Consider the following 18,106-nt stretch of genomic DNA (forward strand, 5'->3'; position numbering starts at 1 on the left):
CGGTGCCCTGCGGCGGCGTGCTCGGGCCCGCGGTCGCGGCGGCGTGGCCGCGCCAGAGGCGGCCCCGAGCGGGCCTTGCGGCCGTGCGGTGCGCCGAGGTCGACTTGCTGCCCGCGTTGCCCGAGAGCAGCGCGCGCAGGGGCGTGAGGGCGTCGTTCGCGGCGATGCCGAGCCACGTGAGCTCCCAGAGCGCGTCGATGACGGCGTCGATGCGCGGCGGGGCGGCGTCGGGCTCGAGCTGCTCGAGCCGGCGGATGAGCTCGGTCGCGAACATCGCGCCGCCCTGCTCGAGCACCTCGGCGCAGCGGGCCGCGAGCGGGCTCGGCGCCTCGCGATCGGCGGGGGCCTCCGGCAGCGTGAACGCGGCGGTGTCGCGCAGGTGCAGGCTCACCCAGCCGTCGGCGGTGCCGATCGCGCCGTGGCCGAGCCAGAGCACCTCGCCGCCGCCGAGCAGCTCGTCGAGCATGGCGGGCGAGTAGTCGCGCACGCGGGCCGGCAGCACGAGTGACTCCCAGGCGGATGCGGGAATCGGCACCCCCTGCAGCTGGTCGATGACGGTGACGACGCCGTCGATGCCGTGCAGCTCGTCGCCGACGTGCTGCCACTCGGGCAGGAACGCGCCGAGGGACTGCTGCGTGACGGGTTCGATCTCGCTGCGCAGCTTCGCAAGGGTGCGCGAGCGGATGCGTCGCAGCACGCTGGCATCGACCCACTCGACGCCCTCGACGCCGGGCGTGAACTCGCCCCGCTGCACCGTGCCGGCGATCTCGAGGCGCCGGAGCACGTCGGCGACGACCGCCTGGCCGAGCCCGAATTCGTCGGTGAGGTGCTCGGCGCGGAAGGGCGCGTGCGTGCGCGCGTAGCGGCGCACGAGGTCGCCAAGCGGGTCAGCGACGGGCTCGAGCATCGCGGTCGGCACACCGATGGGAAGCGGCACGCCGAGGGCGTCACGCAGGCGCGCGGCGTCCTCGACGCCGGTGAGTCGCTCGGTGCCCTGCACCCGCAGCCAGAGCGCGCGCTTTGCCGCGACGAGCGTGTCGGCGAGTGCCTCGACGAACTCGGCCGGGGCATCCGGCAGTTCGGCAACGTCGTCGTGCGGGTCGGCATCGGGGTGCCGCACGCGGCGGCGCAGCTCGTCGAGCGTGAGCGGGCCGACCACCCGCAGCAGATCGGCGAGGCCTTCGGCATCGCGCGCCCGCCGCGACGGTTCGAGCCACTGCAGCTGCGCCTCGACGTCGTGGATCGCGTCGAGGTCGAGCAGTTCGCGCAGCGAGCTCGCGCCGAGGAGGTCGGCGAGCAGGTTCGTGTCGAGCTGCAGGGCCGCCGCGCGGCGCTCGGCGAGCGGCTGGTCGCCCTCGTACATGAACTCGCCGACGTAGCCGAACAGCAGCGACTGTGCGAAGGGGGAGGGCGACTCGGTCGTTACCTCGGCGAGCCGCACCTCGCGCTTCGCGAGCTTCGCGAACAGCTCGGTGAGTGAGTCGAGGTCGTAGACGTCGTGGAGCACCTCGCGCACGGTCTCGAGGATCATCGGGAACTCGGGGTATTTGCGGGCGACCTCGAGCAGTTGCGCGGCGCGCAGGCGCTGCTGCCACAGCGGCGCCCGCTTGCCGGGATGCAGCCGGGGCAGCAGCAGTGCGCGGGCCGCGTTCTCGCGGAAGCGGGCGGCGAACAGCGCGGATGCGCCGACCTCGCGGGTGATGGTCGTCTCGACCTCGTCGCGTTCGAAGGCGAACAGCTCGGCACCGGGCGGTTCGTCGTCGACGTCGGGGATGCGCACGATGATGCCGTCGTCGAGGGCCATCGCGCTCGCCTCCATGCCGAAGCGCTCGCGGACGCGCGCGGTCACCATGAGTGCCCAGGGGGCGTGCACGGGGCGGCCGTAGGGGGAGTGGAGGATGATGCGCCAGTCGCCGAGCTCGTCGCGCACGCGCTCGATGATGAGCTGGCGGTCGGTCGGCACTTGGCCGGTCACCTCAAGTTGCTCGCGCACGTACGCCGTGATGTTCGCCTGCGCGAAGTCGTCGCACACCCGGGCGAGGCCGTCGGGCAGGCGAGCATCGTTCGCGGCGATCTCGCGCACGATGGCACCGATCGCGGCGCCGAGCTCGGCGGGGCGGCCGATGCCGTCGCCCTTCCAGAACGGCAGCCGTCCGGGCTCGCCGAATGCCGGCACGACGAGCACGCGGTCGGGGCCAATTTCGCGGATGCGCCACGACGTCGCGCCGAGCGCGATGACGTCGCCCACGCGCGATTCGTAGACCATCTCTTCGTCGAGCTCGCCGACGCGCTTGCCGCCGCCATCAGTGCCGTCGAGCATGAACACCCCGAACATGCCGCGGTCGGGAATCGTGCCGCCAGAAACGACGGCGAGGCGTTGTGCGCCTGGGCGACCCTCGAACCAGTCGGCGTCACGGTCCCACACGAGGCGGGGCCGCAGGGTCGCGAATTCGTCGGACGGGTACTTGCCGGCGAGCAGGTCGAGCACCGACTCGAGCAGCGCCGAGCTGAGCTGCGCGAACGGAGCGCTGCGCCGCACGAGCGCGAGCCACTCCTGCACTTTCCAGCGGTCGAGCGCGGCCGCCGACACAGTGTGCTGCGCGAGCACGTCGAGCGGCTGGTCGATGGTGGTCATGCGCTCGATGTTGCCGTCGAGCATGCGCGAGGTCGCGACGGCGGTGTGGAGCACATCCGCCCGGTGCTTTGGGTAGAGCCGAGCCCGCGACACCTCGCCGACCTGGTGGCCTGCCCGGCCGACGCGCTGCAGCCCACTCGCGACGCTCGGCGGGGATTCGACCTGGATGACAAGGTCGACGTCGCCCATGTCGATGCCGAGCTCGAGGCTCGAGGTCGCGACGACGCAGCGCAGGACGCCCGATTTCAGGGCATCTTCAACCTGCGCACGCTGCTCTTTCGACACCGAACCGTGGTGTGCCCGGGCGAGGTCGGCGCTCGCGCCGTCGAACGCCCCCGAGCCGCCCGTGAGCTGGGCCCCGAGCGTGCGGGTTGCGGGCGCGGGTTCGGTGCTTGGCGGTTCGGCCGTGGCGAGCCGCCGCTCGTACTCTTCGTTGAGGCGGGCCGTGAGCCGCTCGGCAAGCCCGCGTGAGTTCACGAACACGATCGTTGAGCGATGCTCGAGTACGCGGTCGACGATCGCCGACTCGATGTGCGGCCAAACCGTGCCGGTACGTCGCGGATCGGGGTCGCGGATGCCCTGGGTCGCGTCGCCGAAAACTAGCTCGTCTTGCGGCTCCGCGACGGGAATGTCGCTGAGGTCGGCGACGGGCACGACGATTTGCAGGTCGAATGCCTTTTCGCTCGCGGGTGCGACGATCTCGACCGGCGCCTGCCCGCCGAGGAAACGCGCGACCGCCTCGAGCGGCCGCACCGTGGCCGAGAGGCCGATGCGCTGCGCCGGCGACTCGAGCAGCGCATCCAGGCGTTCGAGCGAGAGGGCGAGGTGCGAACCGCGCTTGCTCGCCGCAACGGCGTGCACCTCATCGATGATGACGGTGCGCACGCCCCGAAGTGCCTTGCGCGCGCTTGAGGTGAGCATCAGGTAGAGCGACTCGGGCGTCGTAATGAGGATGTCGGGCGGATTCGACACCTGCGCGCGGCGCTCGGAAGGCGTGGTGTCGCCCGAGCGCACGCCGACCGTGATCTCGGGCACCTCGTGACCGAGGCGCGTGGCAGTTTGGCGGATGCCGACGAGCGGGGCGGCGAGGTTGCGCTCGACGTCGACGCCGAGCGCCTTGAGTGGCGAAATATAGAGGATGCGCGTGCCCCGACCCGCGTCGCTCGCACGCTCCTGGATGAGTTGATCGATCGCCCAGAGGAACGCCGCGAGCGTCTTACCCGAGCCGGTCGGGGCGACGACGAGCGTGTGGTGGCCGTGTCGGATGGCGCCCCACGCCTCGCGCTGGGCGCGCGTCGGCGCGTCGAACGCGCCACGAAACCACATGGTGGTCGACTCGCTGAACCCGGTCAGGGCGTCCGAACTGCTCACCGTTTGATCAAACCACCACCCACCGACAAGCTCCCCGCACTCGTGGCGGAATGCGGCACAATGAGCACATGGACGTGAGTACCCCCGACCCCGAGTCTTCAGGCTGGTTGAGCGACGACGATCTCGAGCTCATCCGCCGACGCACGCCGATCATCTATGTCGAGGCGATTCCAGTGCTGCTCGACGGCCGTGGCGAAGTCGAGGCAATCGGCCTCCTGCTGCGCGCAAACCCCGAGGGACTTATCACCCGCACGTTCGTGTCGGGCCGCGTGCACTACGGCGAGTCGATCCGCAGCGCGTTGCTGCGTCACCTCGAGAAGGACCTCGGCACGATGGCCTTCCCGCAGCTGCCTCCCTCGCTGCAGCCATTTACCGTCGCCGAGTTTTCGCCGCTGCCCGTGACTGAGCTCTACGACGAGCGTCAGCACGCGGTCGCGCTCGAGTACATCGTGCCGGTGACGGGCGAGTGCATTCCGCGTCAGGATGCGCTCGAGGTCACGTGGGTCACGCCGGACGAGGCGAAGGACCCCGACCTGCTCGAGGAGCTTGAGGGTGGGCGTGGCGCGATTCTGCGTCAGGCCATCGGCTTCCTCGGTGCTTGGTAGCGAGCACCGAGTTCGCGGCAGCGGGAACTTTTGCCCGCGGGCAACCATCAGAATGTACGTTCGCCGTGTCCGCGCCCGCTCTCAGGAGGAAGCATGAGCCCGCAGTACCCCCAGCAGCCCTACTACCAGCAGGGGTATCAGACGGCCGGGTAGCAGCCCGCTCAGCAGGTGGATAGTGCCGACAGCGTCGGCAGCTGGGTGCTCACCATCTTTCTGATGGGCATTCCTCTCGTCGGCCTCATCTACATGGTCGTGCTCGCGGCCGGCGACGGTCGCTCGCTCGCGAAGCGCAACTTTGCCCGTGCCTACCTCATCTGGATCGGTATCGGCATCGCGCTGGCGATTATCTTGGGCATCATTGCCGCGGTGACCGGCGGGCTGTTCTTCACCGCCGTGTTCAGCGAACTGAACAACTCATCGAGTTACTCGTCGCACAGCTACTAGCGGTTCGCGTCCCAGTCGCGCCACGCCTGCTCGGCGCGCGCTCGCGTGTCTGCGGCAGGCGCGCTGCTCGGATGCTCGGTGCGGCTCGCGCCGTCGCGGAGCGCGTCGATCGCGAAGCCGCTCGGTTCGGGCGTGGCCGGTCGCACCGCATCCTCGAGAATCATGAAGTCGCGCTGCGAGAGCTCGACCCAGCCATCGCGCAGCTGCTCACCCCAAAACTTGGTGTCGCGCGTGAGCTCGAGCATGTCGCGCAGTGGCCGGATGGGCGCGATGCGTGCGCCCGGGAGCCAGTCGACCGGCGCGACCCAGCGGGGCGTGCCGTGCCCGCCGAGTTGGTAAGCCTCGCCGGTGACTCGCCCCGCGGCGACGGCGGCGCGCAGCGGTTCGCCGTCGGGGTTGTATTCGCGCGGCGAGTAGATGACGATGCCATCGGCCTCACGAAATGATGAAACTGGCTGCTCGTTGCCCCACGTCACGCGCGCGACGCCCGTTTCGACGAGCTCGCGGGCGCGATCGAGTGGGTGGACGAGCAGCCAGTATCGAATCGCCACGGTGGCTTAGCGCAGCGCGGTGCTCGGCATGCGCGTGTAGATCTCGCCGGCGACGACGAGGTCTTGCCACGGCATGCCCACGGTCTTGTACACGGTGGGCTTGCTGCGGTCGATGCGCACCTCGCCGCGCACGACGTCGCGCACGGGGATGAGTGACTCGCGGTGCAGCACGCCCTCGGCGATCGCGTGGGCGATCTCGCCCGACTCGTTGACCGCCGTGTCAATGTCTTCGACGATGACGTTCGAGCGTGCCATGAGGGCGGTGTCGAGTTCGCTGCGCTCGTTGTTGTGTGTGCCGAGCGCGACCACGAGGGTGCCCGGGCGCACGAGCGAGCCGTCGAAGAGGGGCTCGCCTGAGCCGGTGGCCGTGATGATGAGGTCGGCCTGCGGAATCGCCGTCTGCGGCGGCATAGCCTGGCCGATGCGGGCGTTCCAGCCGAGCTCGGCCGCGGTGGCGGCGAACATTTCGGTCTTGCGAGCGTTGCGGCCGGCGACGACGAGCTGCTTGAGCTGCGGGTGCAGTTCGCGCAGCACGTGCGCGTGCTTGCGTGCCTGGGCGCCGTAGCCGTACATCACGACGCTGCTCGAGTCGCGGTTGATGAAGCGCGAGGTGACGAGGCTCGTCATGGCGGCGGTGCGGAGGTCGGTGAGCTCGTCGCCGTCGATGACGGCCTTCGGCGTGGTTGTCAGAGCATCCATGAGCACGTAGAGCCCCTGCGCGCGGTCAACGTTGCGGGCCGGGTTGCCCTCGTTGACCGACATGATCTTCGCGCCGACCCAGTCGGGGGCATGCGAGGCCATGAAGAGCAGGCGCTTGCCCTCGTCGAGCTGGAAGAAGCTGCGCGGGAAGTCCTGCGACGGGTCGATCTCGGTCTTCAGCGCGCGCTCGAGGGCGTCGACCGCGTCACCGACTCGAATGTGATCGAGGATGTGCTTGTTGGTGATGTGTGGGATGTTCACGGAAGCGGGTGCTCCTTCAACGCTCGACGGGATGCAGCGGCGAATACCGGGGCGTCGCCGCCCCGTTGCGGGAGGGCGGCCGTGCCTGGCTGAAATGCTACCCGCAGCAACGTCGTGCTTGCAGCGGGATGTCGATTGGATACGTTCAGAGTTCTTCATAGGCACAGAGTTCATCTCCCTGAGAAGGGTGCTGGATCTGTGGTCGGGTCGTAGGCAGAGTTCTCCCCGAGCCCGTCGGCGGGTCTGAAGACAGGACGTTGCGGCCCGACCGGGTCGGCGCGCGTGATGAAGACCTCCCCGAGCGGTGATTCCCACTCGAAGACACCGTTGCCCAAGTGCCGGTATCTCCACGGTCGTTGATGCTTCAGAATATGGTGCTGTCGACACAGGTGTGCCTGGTTATCAACGGAAGTTTTGCCGCTTCTGGGGGAGTGGAACTACTTCACCACGAGCCTCCGACATGGATTCGATGACGTCGTTCGGGTTAATTTGGTGCTTGCAATGACTCCACCACGATCCACCGACATGACCGTGACTCGGAGAGAGCGCCGGAGACACTCCTCCTCGCACCAATGCTCCAGGCGACCCCTAACTGCAGACAGAGGCAAGCGAAGCCTGGCCCGGCTGACGGCGGTGGTATCAACAGGACGCATGGGGTGAACACCAGTAATCCGGACCGCAACCATCGACGATGCGCACGGAATCGCGATCGTGCACGTTGCCTCGTGGCAGACCGCCTACCGAGGGCTCATGCCGAACGATGTGCTCGAGGGGCAGTCCATCGAGAAGCGCGAGGAGCGATGGCGTCGGACCATCAGCGAGCCGAACGCGAAAGGGCAAACACCCGTCGCAGACCGCGACGGCGAGATCGTCGACTGGGCGTCTTCCGGGCCGGGCCGGGACGAAAGATTCTCCGACCAGGGCGAACTCGGGGGCCTCGACTCGCACCCATCCGCGTTGTCGACCGGCGTCGGGCATGCGCTGATCTCAGCCGTCGAACTCGCGCTCAGTGAAGACGGATTCGCTTCCGCCTCCCTCTGGGTCCTCGATGGCAACGCCCGCTCGGCGAGCTTCTACGAACGGCACGGATGGAGCGAGGACGGCAACGTCAAGCTCGATGAACGACCTGACATGACCCTCTTCGAACGGCGCCGAACCAAGTCACTCAGCTGACGCCAACGCCGTGAGTGACCCGACAACACGTCGAACCCCAACCCGCTCACACGCTCGCGCTGGTCTCGCTGCTCGTGGATCGCACTCAACTGCCAGCCGGGCGATCTACTGCGCTACGACACTGACATCGAAGAGCCCAACAACGACTAGCTACCGAGAACCGCCTAGCCAAGCTCCGCGCGAATCGCCTCGACCAGGTCGTCGATGGCCGCATCCGGGGTATCCCACGACGCCATGAGTCGCACGGCGCCGGGCATCGGCGGCCAGTCGTAGAAGCGAACCGTGTCGTGTGCGCGCACGCGGTCGGCGACGCCCTCAGGCAGCACCGGGAAGACTGCGTTCGCCTCGACCTCGAGCGGCACCTCGACGCCAGGCAGTTCGGCGAGCCGGCGGCCGAGCTCGCGCGCCTGCCCGTTCGCGTGCTCGGCGTTGCGGCGCCACAGGTCGCCTTCAAACAGCGCGAGCAACTGTGCCGACACGAAGCGCTGCTTCGACGCGAGCTGCGTCGTGATCTTGCGCAGGTAGGCGGTGCCGGCCACGGCATCCGGGTTGACGACGATGACCGCCTCGGCGCCGAGCGCGCCGTTCTTCGTGCCCCCGAGCGAGATCACGTCGGCGCCCTGCGCGAGCTCGGCCGGCGTCACGCCCTGGGCTGCCGCGGCATTGCTCAGGCGCGAGCCGTCGAGGTGCAGGAACATGCCCGCCTCGTGCACCGCCTCGGCGAGGCGCGCGAACTCGTCGACCGAGTACACCGTGCCGAGCTCGGTTGAGTTGCTCACCGACACCACCTGCGGGGATGCGCGGTGCACGTCGTCGGAGTCGCCCTCGATGAGCAACTCGGGCAGCAGCTTGCCGCCGGGCGCCTCAATCGGCAGCAGCTTGATGCCGCCGACGCGCTCGGGCGCCGCCTGCTCGTCGGTGTTGATGTGTGCCGCGGTGGTGCACATGGCCGTGCCCCACCGCGGCAGCATCGCCTGCAATGACACCACGTTCGCCCCGGTGCCGTTGAACACCGGGAAGACCTCGGCCTGCTCGCCGAACCAGCCGCGCACGACCTCCTGCAAATGCAGGGTGTAAGGGTCGTCGCCGTAGGCGAGCACGTGCCCGCCATTCACCGTGACGATCGCCTCAAGCACTTCGGGGTGCACCCCGGCGTAGTTGTCGGAGCCGAAGTGGTACTGGTTAGCGTCATGCAGCGATGAGATCACGGCGACTATTCTGCCCCGCGCGGCCGAGCGTTCTACGAGCGCGCGGCCCCGGCGGCGCTTGCCGCGAGTTCTTCGGGCGATCGCTCTCGCCACGTGATGAGAAAACGCCGGTCGAATCGCCGCGTGCACTTGCCGCACGACATCGGCCGCGTGGGCCGCCGAAAGCGCACGACCTCGTGGCCGTTCGGGCACTCGCCGTGCCAGCGCGCGAACTCGCGGGCGACCGCGCCGTCGTGCGTACGGCTTCCGGTGTAACCGATGCTGCGCGCGAGCACGAGCCACACCTCGCCGTGGCCCGCGTCGGGCCCGGCGAGGGCATGCGCGATCTCGTGCAGCAGGGTCTGCTCGACGTCGGCGAGCGTCGAGCGCGCGGCCAAATACTGCGACACCGAGATGGTGCGCTTGGTGAAGTTGCACAGACCAGCGCGAGTCTTCGCCGTGTCGAAGCGGAACACCCAGTCGCGGGAAAGATGCCGCGTCATCAGTTCGGTGGCGCGCGTGCGCACCTCATCAAGATCAGCCATGGTCACTGCCTCTCGTTCGTGCGGCCGCGCCACTCGGGCGCCGCCGCGTACTGCCCCGCACGGCAACGACAGCATCGCATCGGCCTCCGACATGATCGTCGGCGCCGAAAAAATCCGCCCTGCTAGGCGTTGATCGAGGTGATGGGCTCGTCGAACTCGTCGGGCGTGCGGTCGCCCTCGAGCTTCGCCCGCACGACGCGAATCGCGAACTTCGTCGAGTTGGCGTGGTCGGCGGGAATCCCGTCGCCCTCGCGGAACTTCAGCGCGCGCTCGAAATCGGCAAGCGACTCGTCGTAACGTTCGAGTTCGAACAGCACCTTGCCACGGTGCTGCAGCGCGAACCCGGCGAGCTCGGCCCAGTCGTGCGCGATCGCCTCTTCGACGCAGTTCGTGAGTTCGTTCAACGACAGGTCGAGCTTGCCCTGGTACTGCGTAACCTGCGCGCGGCGCACGCGCGCCGCGAGCGAGTCCTCGCGCGAGCCAGTGAAACGGGACTGCCGGGCCGCATCCTGCGCCTTGTCAAACGCCTCGTCGAGGCGGTCGAGCATGCGCAGCAGCGCGACCTGCTCATTCAGGGCGGCGAGGGAACGGAACTGCGAAATCTCTTCTAGCCGTGCCGTCGCCGCATCCACATCGATGCGCTCGCGCAGCGTCTCGGGGTCATAGCCAAGAATGATCGGTGAGTCAGACACGCCACCGAGAGTAATGCGCCCTCCTCCAAATGCGCGCGTGCCACCCCGGCGCGGGCGGAGCTAGCCGCGCTCGCGCGCGCGGCCGGTGGTGAAGATGCCCCGACCCGGCACGGGTGAGTCGGTCGCGTCGGCGTCGTGCACCTCGCTCGCGCCCCGCAGCCACTCGATCGTCTGTGGAGCCGAATGCACGGTGGCGGGCGGGAAGCCGGATGCGGCGAGGCGCGGGAGCATCGGCAGCTCGAGTTCGTCGCGACTCGCGACCGCGACGATGTTGCCGAAGCGGCGGCCCTTGAGTACCGCGGGGTCGCTAATGAGCAGTGTCGGACCGATCGCGGCGCGGATGCTCGCCACTTCGCCGCGGGCAAAGCGCAGCTCGTGCCCGTCGGCCACATTCACAAGCACGACACCGTCGGGCGCGAGGAAGGTGGCGATCGCCTGGAAGAACTCGACGCTTGTGACGTGCGCCGGTGTCGACGGGCCGGCGAACACGTCGACGACGATGGCGTCGACGCTGCCCGCCAGGCCGCGCGGCAGCTTTGCGAGCTGCTCGCGCGCATCCCCATAGCGAACCCGAATGGACGCGCTCGCTGGCAGCGGCGCCACCTCGCGGACGAACTCCACGAGATCGCGCTCGAGCTCGATCACCTGCTGACGAGAGCCGGGGCGTGTCGCCTCGACGTAACGCGGAATCGACAGGGCGCCGGCGCCGAGGTGCAGTGCCGTGATTGCCTGTCGCTCACGGAAAGCGAGGTCGAGCACGTGACCCATGTGACGGATGTAGCCGAAGCCAAGGCTCGTCGGGTCAGCCCGGTCGACCTGCGACTGCGGTGTGCCGTCGACAATGAGCTGCACGATCTCGCCATCGAGGACGAACTGGGCCTGCCGGCCGGAGGCGAGAGTGCGGGTGAGGTCGGGGGAGTGCTGGCGCGCCATGATTCGATTATGGCCGCCCGGTCAACAACGGCATCGCCCCGCCCATCCAGCCAACTCGACGGCACGACTTAGGTTCACCTTATTTTGATTAATTCAAAAGAGCGATATTGTTGTGACATGACCACGACGCATGAGCACCCCGCCCCGGAGGCGTGGGCCGCGCGCATCCGCGCGGTCGGACTGCGCGTAACGCCGCGTCGCATCGCGCTGCTCGAAGCACTCGTCGAGCATCCGCATTCGACGGTCGACGAGGTGCACGCACGCGCGTCGACCGCGGTGCCCCACCTCACGAAGCAGGCGGTCTACGTCAGCCTCGGCGACTTCCAACACCACGGCCTTGTACGCCGCATCGACCCGCCGAACTCGCCGGCTCGGTACGAAACCCGCACCGATGACAATCACCACCACCTGGTGTGCGACAACTGCGGCACCATCGTGGACGTCGACTGTTCGGTCGGCGCCGCGCCGTGCCTCCACCCGGTCGACGAGGCCGGCTTCGAGGTGCACCTCGCCGAGGTGACGTACCGCGGCCTCTGTGCCGACTGCCTGGCCGAGCGCAACGCCGCCCGCCAGCCCAATCAGACCACCCCATCCACCCCTACCGAAGAACAGGAGTGATCGTGACCCAGATCGATCCCAATGCACCTGCGACTCGCCAGAATGGCGCGCCCGCCGAGAGCAACCGCAACTCGCTGACCGTCGGCCCGAACGGGCCTATCACCCTCAATGACGTGCACCTCATCGAGACGCTCGCCGCGTTCAACCGCGAGCGCGTTCCGGAGCGCAACCCGCACGCCAAGGGCGCCGGCGCCTTCGGCGAGTGGGAGGTGACCGAGGATGTCTCGAAGTACACGCGCGCCGCCGCCTTCCAGCCGGGCGCGAAGGGTCGCGTCGCGATCCGTTTCTCGACGGTCGCCGGTGAGCAGGGCTCGCCCGACACCTGGCGCGACGTTCGTGGCTTCTCGCTGCGCTTCTACACCGAAGAGGGCAACCTCGACATCGTCGGCAACAACACTCCGGTGTTCTTCATGCGCGACCCCATCAAGTTCCCGAACTTCATCCGCTCGCAGAAGCGACTGCCAGATTCTGGCCTGCGTGACAACACGATGCAGTTCGACTTCTGGACCCTCAACCCCGAGTCGGCCCACCAGGTGACCTACCTCATGGGTTCGCGCGGCCTACCCCGCTCGTGGCGCGAGATGAACGGCTACAGCTCGCACACCTACGCGTGGATCAACGCTGAGGGCGAGCGCTTCTGGGTGAAGTACCACTTCATCTCCGACCAGGGGGTGCACACCCTCACCGACGAAGAGGCTGAGCGCCTCGCGGGTGAAGACGCCGAGTACCACCGCCGCGACCTGTTCGATGCGATCGCCGAGGGCAACTTCCCGAGCTGGCAGATCAAGATGCAGATCATGCCCTACGAGGAGGCGAAGACCTACCGCTTCAACCCCTTCGACCTCACGAAGGTGTGGCCGCACAGCGACTACCCGCTGATCCCGGTCGGCAAGTTCACGCTCAACGAGAACCCGAAGAACTTCTTCGCGCAGATCGAGCAGGCGGCGTTCTCGCCCGGCAACTACGTGCCCGGCACCGGCATCTCGCCCGACAGGATGCTCGTCGCGCGCAGCTTCGCCTATGCCGACGCGCAGCGCGCCCGCATCGGCACGAACTACAACCAGCTGCCGGTGAACCAGCCCATCAACCCGACGAACAGCTACACGTTCGACGGCAACATGCGCTTCGACCACTCGGGTGACGCCCCCGTGTACGCGCCGAACTCGTTCGGTCGCCCCTACGCCGACGAGCTCGGCCAGGTCGAGAACAGCTGGGAGTCGGACGGCGAGCTCGTGCGCAGCACCTACGAGCTACACGCGGAGGACGACGACTTCGGGCAGGCCGGCGCGCTCGTGCGTGAGGTCTGGGACGACGCGGAGCGCGAGCGCTTCGTGAACACCGTCGCCGGCGGCCTTGCCACCGTGCGGGAGCCCGTCCTCTCGAACGCCTTCCAGTACTGGAAGAACGTCGACCAGGCCACCGGTGAGCGCATCGAGGCGAAGGTCCGCGAGGGCCTCGCCAACGCCGGTAAGATCCCCGGCGGCGACCCGGAGCCCGGCGTGTAGCGCCAAGTTCCGACAGCAACAGACCGCGCGTGGCGCTCCCGAGCAATCGGGGGCGCCACGCGCGGTTTCGGAGGCTCGGGCTACTCGCCTCGGAACGCGTCGCTGCCCGGGTCGGCAGGCGGCAGCCCGCCGGTGAGTCGCCAGGCGTTGAGGAAACCGCGCTCGCGGCCGAGGGTTGAGGGCAGGCCATGGCCGGGATAGAAGATGGTGTCGTCCGCGAAGCGGTGGAACACGCGCTCGACCACGTCGCCGAGTAGCTGGGCGTACGCATCCGTGTCGCCAAAGGTGTTGCCGATGCCGCCGGGGAAGAGCGAGTCGCCGGTGATCAGGCGCACCGGATGCTCGGGCACGCGCAGCGCGAGGGCGACCGAGCCGGGCGTGTGGCCGCGCAGGCCAATGATCTCGATCTGCTGGCCGCCGAGCGCGATGGTGTCGCCGTCGTCGAGCGTGTGCTCGGTCGCGCCGGGCAGCTCGCCCGCATCTTCGGCACCTGCATAGCTCGGCACCTCGAAGTGGGCCTTCGTCGCCTCGAGCGCCTGCCAGTGGTCCTGGTGTCGGTGGGTCGTGAGCACTCCGACGACGTGCACCTGCGCCGCGCCGGCGTCGGTGGCGCGGCGGCCGGCCAGGTCGACGAGTTCGGTGATCGCAGGGAGGTTGTCGGCGGCGTCGACGATGAGCGCCGCCCCGGTCGGCACGTCGACGATGACGTAGCAGTTGTTCTCGTAATCGTTGACCTCGGCGTAGTGAAGCTCGAGGTTGCCGAACGCGTCGAGCTTGGGGGAGAAGGGATGCGACATGGTACGACGCTAGCGGGGGAGCCTGGCCCCGCGCATCCGCACCCGACATCCAGAGATCGGGCCTCGCCTTCATGCATGAGTCTGCGCTGGTACACCGCCGTCATCGATTCCGAACAGCCGATCGAGTTTGTGGCGGTGCCAGAGAAGAAGGAGCGCAAGAACCGCCTCCACCTCGACCTCGCCCCGCACAGCAGCCAGGATCGCGACGCCGAGATCGCTAGCCGGAGATGGGGTAGGCTGCACGCTGCGCCGGGATCGACAAAACTCTCTCTGGACACTGCGAATAGTGTCGGGTTATAGTAGATCCTTGCGCTTCGTCGCTCCTTGCCTTCATATTGCGGTCGGCTCGGTTGCTGCAATTCACAAGTCCCTCAGCCCGAAACGCGCGTTACGGGTGCTGTGGCAGGAGTCGAGTTCCAGGTTCTGAACCTGATGAATTCCTCCGAATCACAGGGGAGGCGATGACTTTCGGCAACGGACGGCGGGGCCACCCTCACGCCCAATGCAATCGCGTCCCGCTGGCCAGCGGGACCTGTGGAGGTAACTCTTTTGGCTGCTGCGAATAACGCAACTTACACGCCGAAGTCCGGTCGCGACGCTCACCGCCTGTCGTTCGCGAACATCAAGGACACGCTCGAGGTACCGGATCTGCTCTCGCTGCAGACCGAGTCCTTCGACTGGCTCATCGGCAACGAGTACTGGAAGGCTCGTCGCGACTATGAGATCGAGAACGGGGGCACAGATGTGCCTCGCGTCTCGGGTCTCGAAGAGATCTTCGAAGAGATCTCGCCCATCGAAGACAACGCGGATCAGATGCAGCTGACGTTCCGCAACCCGCAGCTCGAGCCCGAGAAGTACTCGATTGACGAGTGCAAGGAGCGCGGCAAGACCTACTCGGCCCCGCTCTACGTCGAGGCCGAGTTCATGCGTTACGAGACCGGCGAGATCAAGACCCAGACGGTCTTCATGGGCGACTTCCCGCTCATGACCCCGATGGGTACCTTCATCATCAACGGCACCGAGCGTGTCGTCGTCTCGCAGCTCGTGCGCTCGCCGGGCGTCTACTTCGACCGCACTCCCGAGAAGAACTCGGACATCGACGTCTACTCGTCGCGCGTGATTCCTTCGCGCGGTGCCTGGCTCGAGTTTGAGGTCGACAAGAAGGGCCTCGTTGCCGTTCGCATCGACCGCAAGCGCAAGCAGTCGGTCACTGTCTTCCTGCGCGCCATCGGCCTGTCGGAAGAAGAGATCCGCGCCGAGTTCGCTGGCTACGAGACGCTCCTCGACACGCTGTCGAAGGACGACCCGAAGATCCAGACGCAAGAAGACGCGCTCCGCGACATCTACAAGAAGCTGCGCCCGGGCGAGCAGGTGGCCTCGGAGGCCGCCAAGGCGCTCCTCGAGAACTACTACTTCAACGACAAGCGCTACGACCTCGCGAAGGTCGGTCGCTACAAGATCAACCGCAAGCTCGGCCTCGAGGCGCCCATCAGCGACTCGGTGCTCTCGGTGGAAGACATCGTCGGCACGATCAAGTACCTCGTCGCGCTCCAGAAGGGCGAGACGACGATCGAGGGCACCCGCAACGGCGGCGAGCTCACCGACATCCCGCTCGACATCGACGACATCGACCACTTCGGTAACCGTCGCATCCGCGCCGTCGGCGAGCTGATCCAGAACCAGGTCCGCACCGGACTCAGCCGCATGGAGCGCGTCGTGCGGGAGCGCATGACGACGCAGGAGATCGACTCGATCACCCCGCAGTCGCTCATCAACGTGCGCCCCGTCGTCGCTGCCATCAAGGAGTTCTTCGGAACCTCGCAGCTGTCGCAGTTCATGGACCAGAACAACCCGCTCGCAGGCATTACGCACAAGCGTCGCCTCAACGCGCTCGGCCCGGGTGGTCTGAGCCGTGAGCGCGCCGGCGTCGAGGTGCGAGACGTGCACGCCTCGCACTACGGCCGCATGTGCCCGATTGAGACGCCTGAAGGCCCGAACATTGGTCTGATCGGCTCGCTCGCAACGTTCGCGCGCATCAACGCGTTCGGCTTCATCGAGACGCCGTACCGCCGCGTCGAGAACGGCGTTGTCTCGCCGACCATCGAGTACCTCACCGCCGCTGACGAGGACGAGTTCGTGGTGGCCCAGGCCAACGCGCCGCTCGACGCCAACGGTCGCTACATCGAGGACGACGTGCTCGTGCGCACCAAGGGTGGCGAGGTTGAGCTCGTGCCCGCCGGTGAGGTCGACTACATGGACGTCTCGCCGCGCCAGATGGTGTCGGTTGGTACCTCGCTCATCCCGTTCCTCGAGCACGACGACACGAACCGCGCGCTCATGGGCGCGAACATGCAGCGCCAGGCAGTTCCGCTGCTGCGCTCGACCTCGCCGATCGTCGGCACCGGTATGGAGGGTTACACCGCCATCGACGCTGGTGACGTGGTCACCGCGCAGCACGCCGGTGTCGTCACCTCGGTGTCGGCCGACCAGGTGGTCGTGCAGACCGATGAGGGCGGCAGCGAGTCGTACTGGCTCCGCAAGTTCGAGCGTTCGAACGCGGGTACCTGCTACAACCACCGCGTCATCGTCACCGCTGGCGACCGCGTTGAGGTCGGCGAGGTTATCGCCGACGGCCCTGCAACCGAAAACGGTGAGCTCGCGCTCGGCAAGAACCTCCTCGTGGCGTTCATGCCGTGGGAGGGTCACAACTTCGAGGACGCGATCATCATCAGCCAGAACATCGTGAAGAACGATGTGCTCTCCTCGATCCACATCGAGGAGTACGAGGTTGACGCTCGCGACACGAAGCTCGGTAAGGAAGAAATCACCGCCGACCTGCCGAACGTGGGTCAGGACATGCTCAAGGACCTCGACGAGCGCGGCATCATCCGCGTCGGCGCCGAGGTGCAGGCTGGCGACATCCTCGTCGGTAAGGTCACCCCGAAGGGCGAGACCGAGCTGAGCGCCGAAGAGCGCCTGCTCCGCGCGATCTTCAACGAGAAGAGCCGCGAGGTGCGCGACACCTCGCTCAAGGTTCCTCACGGCCAGACCGGCACCATCATCGGCGTCAAGGTGTTTGACGTCGAGAACGGTGACGACGAGCTCGGCTCGGGCGTGAACCAGCGCGTGGTCGTCTACATTGCCCAGAAGCGCAAGATCACCGAGGGTGACAAGCTCGCCGGCCGTCACGGCAACAAGGGTGTCATCGCGAAGATCCTGCCCGAGGAAGACATGCCGTTCCTCGAGGACGGCACGCCGGTCGACATCATCCTGAACCCGCTCGGTATCCCGAAGCGCATGAACCTCGGTCAGGTGCTCGAGTCGCACCTCGGCTGGATCGCGACGCAGGGTTGGGACATCGAGGGCAACCCGGAGTGGGCTGCAAACCTGCCCGAGGAAGCCTTCCACGTGGCCCCCGGCACCAAGGTTGCGACCCCGGTGTTCGACGGTGCGAGCCAGGAGCAGCTCCAGGGCCTGCTCACCTCGACCCGCCCGAACGACGACGGCGAGCGCATGGTGAAGGAAAACGGCAAGGCTCGTCTGTTCGACGGCCGCTCCGGCGAGCCGTTCCCCGACCCGATCTCGGTGGGCTACATGTACATGCTCAAGCTCCACCACCTCGTCGATGACAAGATTCACGCGCGCTCGACGGGCCCGTACTCGATGATCACCCAGCAGCCGCTCGGTGGTAAGGCCCAGTTCGGTGGCCAGCGCTTCGGTGAGATGGAGGTGTGGGCCCTCGAGGCCTACGGCGCCGCCTACACCCTGCAGGAGCTGCTCACGATCAAGTCGGACGACATTGTCGGCCGCGTGAAGGCCTACGAGTCGATCGTCAAGGGCGAAAACATCCAGAAGGCCGGTATCCCCGAGTCGTTCCGAGTGCTCGTGCGCGAAATGCGCTCGCTGTGCCTGAACGTCGAGGTGCTCGCCGCCGATGGCTCCATCGTCAGCCTCGAAGAGAACGACGATGACGCCTACCGTGCTGCCGAAGAACTCGGCATCAACATCTCCACTCGCTTCGAGTCGTCTTCGGTCGACGAGATCTAGTCCACCCCCGATTACGAAGCTTTGTTCCTAGGGAGAATCAAGA

Annotated in this window: 14 protein-coding genes; 6 read left to right on the top strand and 8 right to left on the bottom strand. The window is 67.4% G+C overall.

Going from position 1 to position 18,106, the window contains the following annotated elements:
• A partial coding sequence (locus QM019_RS06050) for an ATP-dependent helicase (protein WP_282852309.1) occupies window positions 1-3,961 on the bottom strand: 3,961 nt, incomplete at its 3' end.
• A gap of 113 nt (window positions 3,962-4,074) precedes the next feature.
• On the opposite strand from QM019_RS06050, the gene QM019_RS06055 reads away from it, so the two are divergent.
• Together QM019_RS06055 and QM019_RS06060 are read left to right on the top strand one after the other, a co-directional pair.
• On the top strand, window positions 4,075-4,611 hold the full coding sequence (locus QM019_RS06055; protein ID WP_125106942.1) for a DUF4916 domain-containing protein: 537 nt from the start codon (window positions 4,075-4,077) through the stop codon (window positions 4,609-4,611).
• A 168-nt stretch (window positions 4,612-4,779) separates the two neighbouring features.
• A complete protein-coding gene (locus tag QM019_RS06060) occupies window positions 4,780-5,055 on the top strand; it encodes a hypothetical protein (protein WP_282852276.1) in 276 nt (91 codons plus the stop codon).
• On the opposite strand, the gene QM019_RS06065 is transcribed toward QM019_RS06060, so the two are convergent.
• Together QM019_RS06065 and QM019_RS06070 are read right to left on the bottom strand one after the other, a co-directional pair.
• Entirely contained in the window at window positions 5,052-5,606 is a 555-nt protein-coding gene (locus QM019_RS06065; protein ID WP_125106943.1) for an EVE domain-containing protein, read from the bottom strand. The genes QM019_RS06060 and QM019_RS06065 overlap by 4 nt on opposite strands.
• A gap of 6 nt (window positions 5,607-5,612) precedes the next feature.
• A complete protein-coding gene (locus QM019_RS06070) occupies window positions 5,613-6,566 on the bottom strand; it encodes an ornithine cyclodeaminase family protein (protein WP_282852277.1) in 954 nt (317 codons plus the stop codon).
• Window positions 6,567-7,277: 711 nt separating this feature from the next.
• Here QM019_RS06070 and QM019_RS06075 point away from each other — a divergent pair.
• Window positions 7,278-7,739 (top strand): GNAT family N-acetyltransferase, encoded by a 462-nt coding sequence (locus QM019_RS06075; RefSeq protein WP_282852278.1) that lies wholly within the window; start codon window positions 7,278-7,280, stop codon window positions 7,737-7,739.
• A 164-nt stretch (window positions 7,740-7,903) separates the two neighbouring features.
• Here the strand turns inward: QM019_RS06075 and QM019_RS06080 are convergent, their stop codons facing one another.
• The 4 genes from QM019_RS06080 to QM019_RS06095 form a co-directional block, all read right to left on the bottom strand.
• The gene (locus QM019_RS06080; RefSeq protein ID WP_282852279.1) at window positions 7,904-8,947 is read right to left on the bottom strand and encodes a threonine aldolase family protein; all 1,044 of its coding nucleotides are present in this window, start codon (window positions 8,945-8,947) and stop codon (window positions 7,904-7,906) included.
• Window positions 8,948-8,979: 32 nt separating this feature from the next.
• Window positions 8,980-9,471, bottom strand: a complete 492-nt coding sequence (locus QM019_RS06085; RefSeq protein WP_282852280.1) for a SprT-like domain-containing protein — start codon at window positions 9,469-9,471, stop codon at window positions 8,980-8,982.
• 122 nt (window positions 9,472-9,593) lie between these two features.
• Window positions 9,594-10,163: a tetratricopeptide repeat protein gene (locus tag QM019_RS06090; RefSeq protein ID WP_193128092.1), complete on the bottom strand. Its 570-nt coding sequence runs from the start codon at window positions 10,161-10,163 to the stop codon at window positions 9,594-9,596.
• A 60-nt stretch (window positions 10,164-10,223) separates the two neighbouring features.
• Complete coding sequence (locus QM019_RS06095; RefSeq protein WP_282852281.1) at window positions 10,224-11,096, bottom strand: spermidine synthase; 873 nt, start codon at window positions 11,094-11,096, stop codon at window positions 10,224-10,226.
• 117 nt (window positions 11,097-11,213) lie between these two features.
• On the opposite strand from QM019_RS06095, the gene QM019_RS06100 reads away from it, so the two are divergent.
• Together QM019_RS06100 and QM019_RS06105 are read left to right on the top strand one after the other, a co-directional pair.
• On the top strand, window positions 11,214-11,714 hold the full coding sequence (locus QM019_RS06100; RefSeq protein ID WP_282852282.1) for a Fur family transcriptional regulator: 501 nt from the start codon (window positions 11,214-11,216) through the stop codon (window positions 11,712-11,714).
• Window positions 11,715-11,716: 2 nt separating this feature from the next.
• The gene (locus QM019_RS06105) at window positions 11,717-13,219 is read left to right on the top strand and encodes a catalase (RefSeq protein ID WP_282852283.1); all 1,503 of its coding nucleotides are present in this window, start codon (window positions 11,717-11,719) and stop codon (window positions 13,217-13,219) included.
• Between the two features lie 80 nt (window positions 13,220-13,299).
• On the opposite strand, the gene QM019_RS06110 is transcribed toward QM019_RS06105, so the two are convergent.
• The gene (locus QM019_RS06110) at window positions 13,300-14,016 is read right to left on the bottom strand and encodes an MBL fold metallo-hydrolase (protein ID WP_282852284.1); all 717 of its coding nucleotides are present in this window, start codon (window positions 14,014-14,016) and stop codon (window positions 13,300-13,302) included.
• Between the two features lie 549 nt (window positions 14,017-14,565).
• On the opposite strand from QM019_RS06110, the gene rpoB reads away from it, so the two are divergent.
• Window positions 14,566-18,063: a DNA-directed RNA polymerase subunit beta gene (rpoB, locus tag QM019_RS06115; RefSeq protein ID WP_125106956.1), complete on the top strand. Its 3,498-nt coding sequence runs from the start codon at window positions 14,566-14,568 to the stop codon at window positions 18,061-18,063.
• The last annotated feature ends 43 nt before the right edge of the window (window positions 18,064-18,106 follow it).

The organism is Gulosibacter sediminis (assembly GCF_030011715.1).
In the GTDB taxonomy this organism is placed as follows: domain Bacteria; phylum Actinomycetota; class Actinomycetes; order Actinomycetales; family Microbacteriaceae; genus Gulosibacter; species Gulosibacter sediminis.

What these genes read in the sequence shown, in the direction of transcription:
- QM019_RS06055 (WP_125106942.1), top strand. Translation starts at nt 4,075, where the DNA reads ATGGACGTGAGTACCCCCGACCCCGAGTCTTCAGGCTGGTTGAGCGAC.
- QM019_RS06085 (WP_282852280.1), bottom strand. Translation starts at nt 9,471, where the DNA reads ATGGCTGATCTTGATGAGGTGCGCACGCGCGCCACCGAACTGATGACG.
- QM019_RS06095 (WP_282852281.1), bottom strand. Translation starts at nt 11,096, where the DNA reads ATGGCGCGCCAGCACTCCCCCGACCTCACCCGCACTCTCGCCTCCGGC.
- QM019_RS06100 (WP_282852282.1), top strand. Translation starts at nt 11,214, where the DNA reads ATGACCACGACGCATGAGCACCCCGCCCCGGAGGCGTGGGCCGCGCGC.
- QM019_RS06110 (WP_282852284.1), bottom strand. Translation starts at nt 14,016, where the DNA reads ATGTCGCATCCCTTCTCCCCCAAGCTCGACGCGTTCGGCAACCTCGAG.